The organism is Bradyrhizobium sp. P5_C11_2 (assembly GCF_054049755.1).
This window is the reverse complement of record NZ_JBFULT010000308.1, coordinates 1-9,104: the sequence shown is the minus strand read 5'-3', so window position 1 is coordinate 9,104 and position 9,104 is coordinate 1. Positions and strand designations below refer to the sequence as shown.

The 9,104-nt window shown below is 64.5% G+C and carries 9 protein-coding genes and 1 tRNA gene; 5 read left to right on the top strand and 5 right to left on the bottom strand.

Going from position 1 to position 9,104, the window contains the following annotated elements; genetic code table 11:
• Nucleotides 1-29 precede the first annotated feature (29 nt).
• On the bottom strand, nt 30-2,108 hold the full coding sequence (locus ACXJL8_RS25260) for an acetate--CoA ligase family protein (RefSeq protein ID WP_456685786.1): 2,079 nt from the start codon (nt 2,106-2,108) through the stop codon (nt 30-32).
• Nucleotides 2,109-2,120: 12 nt separating this feature from the next.
• Nucleotides 2,121-2,912, bottom strand: a complete 792-nt coding sequence (locus ACXJL8_RS25255; RefSeq protein WP_456620615.1) for an enoyl-CoA hydratase/isomerase family protein — start codon at nt 2,910-2,912, stop codon at nt 2,121-2,123.
• A 167-nt stretch (nt 2,913-3,079) separates the two neighbouring features.
• On the opposite strand from ACXJL8_RS25255, the gene ACXJL8_RS25250 reads away from it, so the two are divergent.
• Nucleotides 3,080-3,856: an IclR family transcriptional regulator gene (locus tag ACXJL8_RS25250; protein WP_456620616.1), complete on the top strand. Its 777-nt coding sequence runs from the start codon at nt 3,080-3,082 to the stop codon at nt 3,854-3,856.
• 12 nt (nt 3,857-3,868) lie between these two features.
• Here the strand turns inward: ACXJL8_RS25250 and ACXJL8_RS25245 are convergent, their stop codons facing one another.
• Entirely contained in the window at nt 3,869-4,477 is a 609-nt protein-coding gene (locus tag ACXJL8_RS25245; RefSeq protein ID WP_456685785.1) for a TetR/AcrR family transcriptional regulator, read from the bottom strand.
• Nucleotides 4,478-4,600: 123 nt separating this feature from the next.
• Between ACXJL8_RS25245 and ACXJL8_RS25240 the strand changes: the two genes are divergently transcribed.
• The gene (locus tag ACXJL8_RS25240; RefSeq protein WP_456620618.1) at nt 4,601-5,851 is read left to right on the top strand and encodes an MFS transporter; all 1,251 of its coding nucleotides are present in this window, start codon (nt 4,601-4,603) and stop codon (nt 5,849-5,851) included.
• Nucleotides 5,851-6,168 carry a cupin domain-containing protein gene (locus ACXJL8_RS25235; protein ID WP_456620619.1) on the top strand — a complete coding sequence of 106 codons (318 nt, stop codon included), beginning with the start codon at nt 5,851-5,853 and terminating at the stop codon, nt 6,166-6,168. The genes ACXJL8_RS25240 and ACXJL8_RS25235 overlap by 1 nt, the downstream gene beginning before the upstream one ends.
• A gap of 12 nt (nt 6,169-6,180) precedes the next feature.
• Here the strand turns inward: ACXJL8_RS25235 and ACXJL8_RS25230 are convergent.
• Both ACXJL8_RS25230 and ACXJL8_RS25225 read right to left on the bottom strand, forming a co-directional pair.
• Nucleotides 6,181-6,248 (bottom strand) — tRNA-Arg (locus ACXJL8_RS25230).
• 27 nt (nt 6,249-6,275) lie between these two features.
• Complete coding sequence (locus ACXJL8_RS25225) at nt 6,276-7,178, bottom strand: hypothetical protein (protein ID WP_456620620.1); 903 nt, start codon at nt 7,176-7,178, stop codon at nt 6,276-6,278.
• Nucleotides 7,179-7,390: 212 nt separating this feature from the next.
• Between ACXJL8_RS25225 and ACXJL8_RS25220 the strand changes: the two genes are divergently transcribed.
• Together ACXJL8_RS25220 and ACXJL8_RS25215 are read left to right on the top strand one after the other, a co-directional pair.
• A complete protein-coding gene (locus ACXJL8_RS25220; protein ID WP_456685784.1) occupies nt 7,391-8,641 on the top strand; it encodes a tyrosine-type recombinase/integrase in 1,251 nt (416 codons plus the stop codon).
• A gap of 78 nt (nt 8,642-8,719) precedes the next feature.
• On the top strand, nt 8,720-9,104 hold a 385-nt coding region (locus ACXJL8_RS25215; RefSeq protein ID WP_456685783.1), incomplete at its 3' end, for a hypothetical protein.

The following is a 9,104-nucleotide window of genomic DNA, read 5'->3' as shown; positions in this document are numbered from 1 at the left end:
TGGCCATCTGGAGCTCCATCCGATTTTGTTCAGACATTGAGAACAACCAATCCGTCTGCTGCCTTCACGCCCTGGCCCGCCGGCAGCACTAAGACCGGATTGATTTCAGCCTCGGCCAGGCGGTCGCCGAGTTGCGCAACCATGCGCGAGAAAGCGACGATCGTCCCTGCGAGCGCTTCGACATCGCATTTCGGCCGGCCCCGAAAACCGTCCAGCAACGGCCACGTGACAAGGTCGCGCACCATCGCGCGGGCTTCGGACAGACCAAGGCCGCCGTCCGGTGGAAGCAGACGCATCGTCGTGTCCTTGAGCAATTCGGCGGTGACGCCGCCCATTCCGAGAAGGATCGCGGTTCCCAGGGGATCGCGATGCATCCCGAGAATGATTTCGACGCCGCCCGAGATCATCTCCTGAACCAGGAACCGTTCGGATCGCTTCCCGGCCCTGGCTTCGACCTCCTCCGCCATCACCGTCAGGCGGTCACCGATCGTATCAGCGGTCAGGTTGACCGCGACGCCGCCGACGTCGCTCTTGTGCGCGATCTCGCGCGAGAGAATCTTGAGCACAACCCGGCCACCGAGGTCGCGCGCCGCCTGTTCCGCTTCGGCTGATGTTGCGACCACCTTCTCCGCTACGATCGGCACGCCGAAATGGACGAACAGCGCCTTGGCCTGTGCCTCATCCAGCGATCCCGCCGGGAAGTCGCTGATATCGGCCGTCATCGCGGTCGAGCCGGATGTCTGGACCTGTTCCGGCAGTCCGGCCTGCAAGAGCCCGTCGAGCGCGGCGGCACAGCTTTCGGCGGACGTATAGGCCGGGACGCCTCGCCGGGTGAGGACGGAGACCACGTCGGGCGCGTAGGGACTGACATAGGCAATGACGGGCTTGTCGCTCATCGGCAGGCAGTCGTGGATGGCATCGGCCATCAGGGTCGGCGATCCCACCGCCGACGAGCCGACGATGAGGGTCAGCGCATCGTAGGAGGGACTTGCGAGCAGGATGCGGATTGCGGCGCGAAGCAGATCCGGCTGCAGGCCGGCCAGGGTCACATCGATCGGATTGCGATCGAGCGCGGCGTGCGATCCCGACTGCAAGGCGCGCAGTTGCGCGGCCGTTTCCGCGTCGGGGGCAGGTGTTGCAAAGCCGGCGACGCCGAGACTGTCCGAAACGATCGTGCCGGCGCCACCGGTGGAGGTGAGGATCGCCACACGCTTGCCGGACAGCTTCCGTTCCGCCGCAAGGGCTGCGGGAATGTCGAGCAAATCATCGAACGTCTTGGCGCGGATCACGCCGAGCTGCCTGAACAAGGCGTCGTACATGCGGTCGGAGCCCGCGAGCGCTCCCGTGTGCGAGACGGCCGCCTTGGCGCCCGCCTCCGATCGCCCGATCTTGAAGGCGACGACGGGCTTGCCGGCGCGCCGCGCCTTGAGGACCGCCTCGCGAAAGCGAGCCGGATTGCGGATCGCCTCGATGTAAAGCGCAATGACCCTGGTCGCATTGTCGTCGGCAAGGAAGTCGATGAAATCAGCGAGCTCGAGATCGGCTTCGTTGCTGGTTGACACCAGCTTCGACAGCCCTACGCCGCGCGCGGCGGCGCGCGACAACAAGGCGCCGAGAATACCGCCGCTTTGCGAGACCAGTCCGATCGCGCCCGTCGGGAAGTGATCCATCGCCAGCGCGCCGGATGCCGACAGCACGATATTGTCGGTGAGATTGACGAGGCCGATTGTGTTCGGCCCGAGCAGGCGCATGGATCCGGCGGCCTCCATGAGCTGCTTCTGGCGCTCGGCGCCTTCCGCCCCGGTTTCGGTGAAGCCGCTGGCAAGAACGATCGCCGCGGCAGCGCCCCGTTCGGACAATTCGCGCACCGCGATGTGCGCGCGCTCCGCGCCGAGCAGGACAATGCCGACATCAGGCACATCAGGCAGCGAAGCGACGTCGACGTAGCAGGCCAGACCGCCGATGTCCGCGACCTTCGGATTGACGGGATAGATCTCACCCGCAAAGCCGTGTTTCTGGAGATAGGAGACCGGTCGCCCTGACGTCTTGCTCGGGTCTGCTGAAGCGCCGATGATTGCGACGCTACGTGGTCGGATCAGGCGTTCGATGGCATCCRTCGCTCAATCCTTCGACGAGGATTGCGCGAGGAACGCTGTCACAGCGTCACGATGCTCCGCGCTAGTGTAGCAGATGGCCTGCGCCTGGCTGCCGAGACTGAAAATATCATGCGCGGAATGCTCGAAGGTCTCGTTCAGGATCTTCTTGCCCAGAGCGAGCGCGGTGGGAGACCCCTGTGCCAGTTCGGCCGCCCAGGCCTGCGCGGCCGGCAGCAGCTCGGTCGAAGCCACCTTGCGATCGACGATGCCGAGCGAGAGCGCTTCGTCGGCCTCGACCATGCGCCCGGTGAAGATCAGTTCCTTTGCCTTCGAAAGCCCGACCCGGCGAGGCAGGAAATACAGGCCGCCGCCGTCGGGTATCAGGCCTCGCTTGATGTAGGACCAGGTGAATTTCGATCGTTCCGTTCCCATGACGAAGTCGCAGGCAAGCGCGGTGTCCGCACCGAGGCCGGCCGCGGCGCCGTTGACGGCGGCGATGGTTGGTTTCGGCAGGCCGAGCAGGAACGACTGCACATGGTGCACGCCCTGCTGACGGCTCCATCCGTTGAATGCGACTTCGCCCCGCGGCGCCTCGAGCCGGCGCTTCATGCCGCTGATATCGCCGCCGGCGCAGAAGGCGTTGCCGCGCCCGGTCAGCACCAGGGCCTTGATCGCCTTGTCCCGGGCGACGGCTTCGAGCGCACTGACGAACTCGGCGCGCATGTCGTCGCTCATGGCGTTGCGCCGTTCCGGCCGGTTGAATGCGATTGTCGCGACACCGGCTTCGACGGAAAATTCGATGAGCTGATAGGACATGGCAAGCTCCGTGGTTGGAGTCGGCTCCCGAATGCCGCTTTCACGCCGTGCCGCTTCCTGGTCGAGCCGTGCGCGGCCGGGCATTCTTCTTCCCGGCTATAGCGGCTTGCACCTTGCGGAACATCCCCTTAATTCCACTTAGTGGAAATGCCTTTGGGAGGCCGGATATGGCGCAGGCGCGCAGATATGCGGGCGGGGTTGACGGCAACCGGTCGCTCGAAAGGGGCATCGAGATCCTCAGGGCTTTCCGGCCCGGCGTCGACACGCTCGGCAACGGCGAGATTGCGGAGCGAACCGGATTGCCGCGATCGACGGTCAGCCGGCTGACACGAACGCTGGTCAATTCCGGGATGCTCGACGAAGTCCGCGCTGAGCGGACCTACCGCCTTGCCGCGTCGGTCATCAGTGTTGGTCATGCGATGCGGACGGGATCACCCGTGCTCAACGCGATCGGAGCGATGATGCGGGCCGAGTCGGCGAAACGCCGGCTCAACGTGGGGCTCGCGACCGCTGATAGAACCATGATGGTCTATCTCGAATCGATCCGCTATAGCCCCCGCGCGGCGCTGCGCAACGTGGTCGCCGGCCAGCAGGTGCCGATGGAGCTGACGTCGCTCGGTCGCGCGTACCTGGCCGGCATTGCCGGGGCCGAGCGCGAGCGGTTGCTGAGACTGTTCAGACGGCGCAGCGCTGCGGCCACGAAGGCGCTGCTCGCCGACGTCAGGCGATCGATCAGCGCTGTCGAGCGTGACGGCTATTGCGCGGTATCGTGGCAGCCTGCCGTTCTTGCCGTCGCAACGCCCATCGTGCTGGAGGGACTTCCGGTCTACGCACTCAACATGAGCCTGCAGAATGTCGATCGATCCGAGGCGCTGGCGAGCGAGATGGGCGCGTATCTCAACGCCTTTGCGGCCAAGTGCAAGGAGGCGCTGGCAAACCGCTGAAGYCGATCGGAATCAGTCCTGCACGGGAATCTTCAATGACGGCAAGGCTGCGGCATGACCGGAGCCGGAATGGCGCGCCGCGCTGTCCGGAGGATCGACCCCTGCTGCGGCAAGCAACACGCGGGCGGCCGCGCGGGCGGCGCGTGCCACCGCCGGGTCGCCGCGCACGAGCGCCGCCGCGATCGCGCCGTCGACAAGGAGCACGAGCTGTAGCGACAGCGTCTCCGGATCGGTGACCTTCAGCCGCATCAAGAGATCGCGGAACCAGATGCGCCGCTGCTCCTTGAAGCCCAATGCAATGCGATTCGCGGCGTGACCGGGCTCTTTCAGTTCTGCCACCGCGTTGACGAACGGACAGCCGCGAAAGCCGCGGTCTGCGAACACGCTCTCCAGCCGCTCGAAATCGCCGAGGATCTGCTCGGCCGGAGGCTGCTCGCTCGGTGGCCGCGGCCGCAGGCGCCGCTCCAGATAGGCGACGATCAACTCGTCCTTCGACGGAAAGTAATTGTACAGCGTGCGTTTGCTGATCCCGATCTCGTCGGCAATCGTGTCGACTCCGGTCGCGCGGATGCCCTGGCCGTAGAACAGCCGGTCAGCCGTATCGAGGATGCGTTCCTGCATTGCGGTCCTGCCCTCGGCGCGCTTCATGGTGCACAGACCTGTGTAATTTTCCTTGACGACAGCCCTGACAATAATTACACAGACCTGTGTAATCAAGTATTGCCCTTGCGGAAGGAGAGCCTCATGGCCGAACAAGAGCCACTCCGCCCCCATCTTCCGATCCTGTTCGGCGCCGCCGTGATGCTCAGCCTCAGCATGGGCATTCGCCAGAGTTTTGGCCTGTTCGTGCAGCCGGTCACCGGCGACATCGCGCTGACGGTTTCGGATTTCACGCTTGCGCTGGCAGTTCAGAATCTCGCTTGGGGGCTGCTGCAGCCCGTCGTCGGCGCGCTTGCCGCACGCTTCCGTTTCCGCCCGATCCTGCTGACCGGTGCGGTCATCTACATCGCGGGGCTGGCCGTGATGGCAACTGCGCACGGCCTGCCGGGAGTCGTGATCGGCGCCGGCATCCTGATCGGCACCTCGCTCGCCTGCACCGCCTCCGCGATGGCGCTCGCCGTATCGGCTCGCGCCGTTCCGCCAGGAATTCGTAGCCTCGTGCTGGGGCTGATCACCGGGGCCGGGTCGCTGGGAGCGCTCGCCTCCGCGCCGCTCGCGCAGAACGTCACGGCCGCCCACGGCTGGCGCATCGGCGTCCTGGCACTGTTGGTGCTGGCCCTCGGGCTCATACCGTCGGCATGGTTCGCCTCGCGCGCCGACCGCATCGCGGTGCCTGCAGCGCCGGCCGGCGACATCGGCGAGGTCAGCGTAACCGCCGCACTGTGCACGGCCCTCGGCCGCGGTTCGTTCCTGATCATGGCAGGGTCCTACTTCGTCTGCGGCATGCAGCTCTTGTTCATCACCACGCACCTGCCGTCCTATCTTCAGATCTGCGGCATGGACCCGATGCTGAGCGCGGAAGCCCTCGGCCTGATCGGAATCTTCAACGTGTTCGGCAGCGTGTTCTTCGGCTGGGCCGGTGGCCGCTGGTCGAAGCGGCTATTGCTCGGCCTGATCTATACGACGCGCTCGCTCGTGCTCGCATGGTACTTCATCGGCCCGCCAACACCGACCTCCACACTGCTGTTTGCTGCGATGATGGGCTTTCTGTGGCTCGGTGTCGGCCCGCTGATTGCCGGGTCCGTTGTGGAGATGTTTGGGCTGCGCTGGCAGGCCATGGTGCAGGGGCTGGCCTTCATGAGCCACCAGCTGGGCAGCTTTCTCGGTGCCTATGGCGGCGGCGTTCTGTACGACGCGCTGGGATCCTATGACCTCGCCTGGCGTCTCGGGGTCGGGCTGGGACTCATCGCGGGCGCCGTGCAGATTATCTCGGCGCTGGCGGTGCCGCGTGTCACCGCTGCACCAGGCGCGACTCCAACCCTCAGAGCACGATGATGCAATCTCCGTGTGATCTCACCTCTGTGCATGACGGCGTCACGATCGCATGGAAGAGCCTCGATGTGGCGAGCGTGAACGGTAACGCGGTGCGCTGCCGCGTCATGCAGGACATTGCCGCCGACTGGCACGTTCACGAACACAGCGACGAACTCTTCTACGTCATGTCCGGCACCGTATGCCTCGATACCGAGCATGGAACGCACGCGCTCAGCGCGGGCCAGCTGTTCGTGGTTACTGCGGGCACGCGCCATCGCGCGCGCGTCGCGGGGCGGGCCACGCTGCTGGTGGTCGACCGCATCCTGCGCTCCGTCTAGCCAGTTTGGAAATGGCGCGCCCGGAGCGTCCGCCCCTCAGCTTCGTAGTCTGATGCTCTATCCAGCTGAGCTGCGGGCGCATGCGCCGGCCATGTCACGCGGCGCCGTTACAATTTTCCATAGACGCGCCCGGCGACCGCCTTCAGGCGCTCGACCGAGCCGGACTCAGGATGCGGCTTGACCGGCGCGAACAGGATCGAAGCCTGCCTGCCGTTCTTCCAGACATAGATGTTGACGGCGTTGCCGTTGCCCTTGGTGCAGGAATGCTCGCCGAACGCTTCACTGCCGAGCTCGGGTATCGCCACATGTTGGCACGGGCCCGTGCGCTTCATCATGCTGATGACGGTGTCGCGCGAGATCGCGATCACCGCGACGGTCATGGTGTTGGCCTCGCGATCGAACATCATGCAGCTGCCCGCGCCGGTCCGCTGGACCGTCAGCGTGCCCTTGTCGAGAAAGCCGTCTGCATCCGCGGCCGTGAGCCACTCGCAATTACCGAACCGCTCGCTGCTCTTGCTCACGTTGGCGATGGCAACGCGCGCGGCTTCGGCGAGCGGCCCGAGCAGCGCGTCGTCGGTACGCCGGCCGATCGGATAGACGCTGATCTGCAGAACGTAATCGCCGGACAGGGCGACGACCGAGGCCTCCTGGCGCTGCGCGCCGGTGGCGCTCGTTCCGCCCTGGCCTTCGTCGCCGATCCCCGCGACTGCGTTAAGCGGCATGCGCTCGCCAAGCGTCTTGACGAAGGTCGCGTACAATTCCCTGGCGCGGTCCTTGTCGGGATTGCGGAACACGGTCAACATCATCGTGTCGCCGCGCCCGCCCTGGTAGATGCAGCCGCGGCCGTCCTGATTTGAAATCAGTGACCATTTGAGCGCCGGCATCGCGCCGGCGAGCTCCTGGGCACTGATGAACGGGCAGGTTTCGGCCGCGCGCACGGGAAGCACCGGGACGGCTGCGATTGCAAGGAACAGGACGAGGCGGGAGAGCAGACGATCGATAGCACGCATTGGACGACTTACTACCGCAAATGGCGCGCCCGGAACGATTCGAACGTCCGACCCTCAGATTCGTAGTCTGATGCTCAAATCAGTGGGGGACGCAACGGGACGGTTGAAAGGGGCCAGTTCTCCGTTTATTCTCGCGAAATGTCCCGCTCCGTTCTGGTCAGTCCCGCTGCATCCCGCAATTCTGTGTCCCCATTGCGTCCCCGCGGGGGCGCATGAAAAAGCTGCTGACGGATGCGTTCTGCCGGGCCATCGAACCTCCGGCTGAGGGCAGGCTCGAGGTTGCGGACATGCGCTGTGCCGGCCTTGTGCTGCGCGTGACAAAGGGCGGTGCTTCATCATGGGGGTTTCGGTTCCGTGATCCGCTCACTAGGCGCACTCTGCGCGCCACCCTGGGCAACTATCCCGACATCGGCTTGGCCAAGGCCCGGTCTGATGCGGAGGACATGCGCAGGCAAGTTGCGGGCGGCGTCAACCCCATCGAGGCGAAGCGAGCGGCAAGGGCGGACGCGGGCTCGCGTGAGTTTTCCGTGCTCGCTGAGCGCTACATGGTCGAGCACGCGGAGCGGCACAAGYGCCCCAGGTCCGTGGACGAGGACCGGCGCAACCTTGATAAGCACGTACTACCGAAGTGGAGAAAGCGCGACTATCGGAAGATCCGGCGCGCGGACTGCATCGAGCTTCTGGAAGGCATTGTTGCGGCCGGCACCCCGACCGCCGCCAACCGCGTTCACTCCCTGATATCGAAAATCTTCTCTTTCGCGGTCGATTGTGACCTGGGGGAAGACAACCCCATGTCGCGGCTGAAGAAGCGCGGTGCGGAGAAGACCGGCAAACGAGTGCTAGACGACGACGAGCTGCGCACGTTCTGGCGGGGAGCGATCGAAAAACCGATATCCCGCCGAACCGGCTTGGCTCTCCGACTAGCGCTTCTGACCGCGGGGCGCGCTACTGAGGTGGCCGGCGCCGCTCTCGCGGAGTTCTCGCACCTCAACCAGGCGAAAGCCGCCGGGTGGACGATCCCTGCCGAACGGGTGAAAAACAAGCGCGATTTCTTTTTGCCGCTCTCGCCCTTGGCTCTGGATGTGGTGAAAGAAGCTATCGCCATCCTTCCGGCTGGGTCGTCGGTCCTATTCCCCTCTCCCAGGTCCAAGGACAGGTCAAAGCCGATCAGCGGGCATGCCCTAACCGTCGCCATGGCCCGGCTTGCAAAGACAATGGACGGCAAGTGGATTGAAGATCCGCCGTCGCCTCACGACCTGCGGCGCACGGTCGAAACCAGAATGTCCGCTCTCGGGATCAAGAAAGAGGATCGAGACGCTTGCTTAAATCACAAGCCGCGCGACGTGGGCTCGGTTCACTATGACATGTATGAGCGCCACAAAGAGAAGCGCGCGGCCTTCAACCGATATGCTCGGGAGATAGCTAGAGTTTTGGCGGAGACGCCGAAGAACCGGCACGGCTAGGGTAGCTCCCGAAAAGCCGGTCCGCACCGGCCTGCCGTGTCGTCACCATGCGGTCTGTCCCCAGCGGAGGGATAACACATGAGCAAGACTGTAGATCACACGCGCGCGCTGCGGCAGACCTCGGAAGGCAAAAGGGTTTATGAGAAAAAACGCGGGCTGCGAGAACTGAAATTTGACGGTGAAGCGGCTGCCTTTTCCGATGACGAACCTGCAAAGAAGGCTCGGTTTCTCATCGGCGCTGCTCAGAGGATCTTAGCTCGCGTTGGAGTACAAAGCTTCGATCAGGTGTTGGAAGATGCCAAGTCTTCTACCGCTAATGATCAGGAGACGAGGGATAGCCACGCTTTAGGAAGCTGGTTGGCGGCTATCATCCACAAGTACGGAGCGTTCTCCCCGGTGACGCTCGCGGCTCAATTCCTCATCAACCAAAGAGCAATCGTCACAAGTTTGGTCTCGCATGTAG

What these genes read in the sequence shown, in the direction of transcription:
- ACXJL8_RS25235 (WP_456620619.1), top strand. Translation starts at nt 5,851, where the DNA reads ATGCAATCTCCGTGTGATCTCACCTCTGTGCATGACGGCGTCACGATC.
- ACXJL8_RS25245 (WP_456685785.1), bottom strand. Translation starts at nt 4,477, where the DNA reads ATGCAGGAACGCATCCTCGATACGGCTGACCGGCTGTTCTACGGCCAG.
- ACXJL8_RS25250 (WP_456620616.1), top strand. Translation starts at nt 3,080, where the DNA reads ATGGCGCAGGCGCGCAGATATGCGGGCGGGGTTGACGGCAACCGGTCG.
- ACXJL8_RS25255 (WP_456620615.1), bottom strand. Translation starts at nt 2,912, where the DNA reads ATGTCCTATCAGCTCATCGAATTTTCCGTCGAAGCCGGTGTCGCGACA.
- ACXJL8_RS25240 (WP_456620618.1), top strand. Translation starts at nt 4,601, where the DNA reads ATGGCCGAACAAGAGCCACTCCGCCCCCATCTTCCGATCCTGTTCGGC.
- ACXJL8_RS25225 (WP_456620620.1), bottom strand. Translation starts at nt 7,178, where the DNA reads ATGCGTGCTATCGATCGTCTGCTCTCCCGCCTCGTCCTGTTCCTTGCA.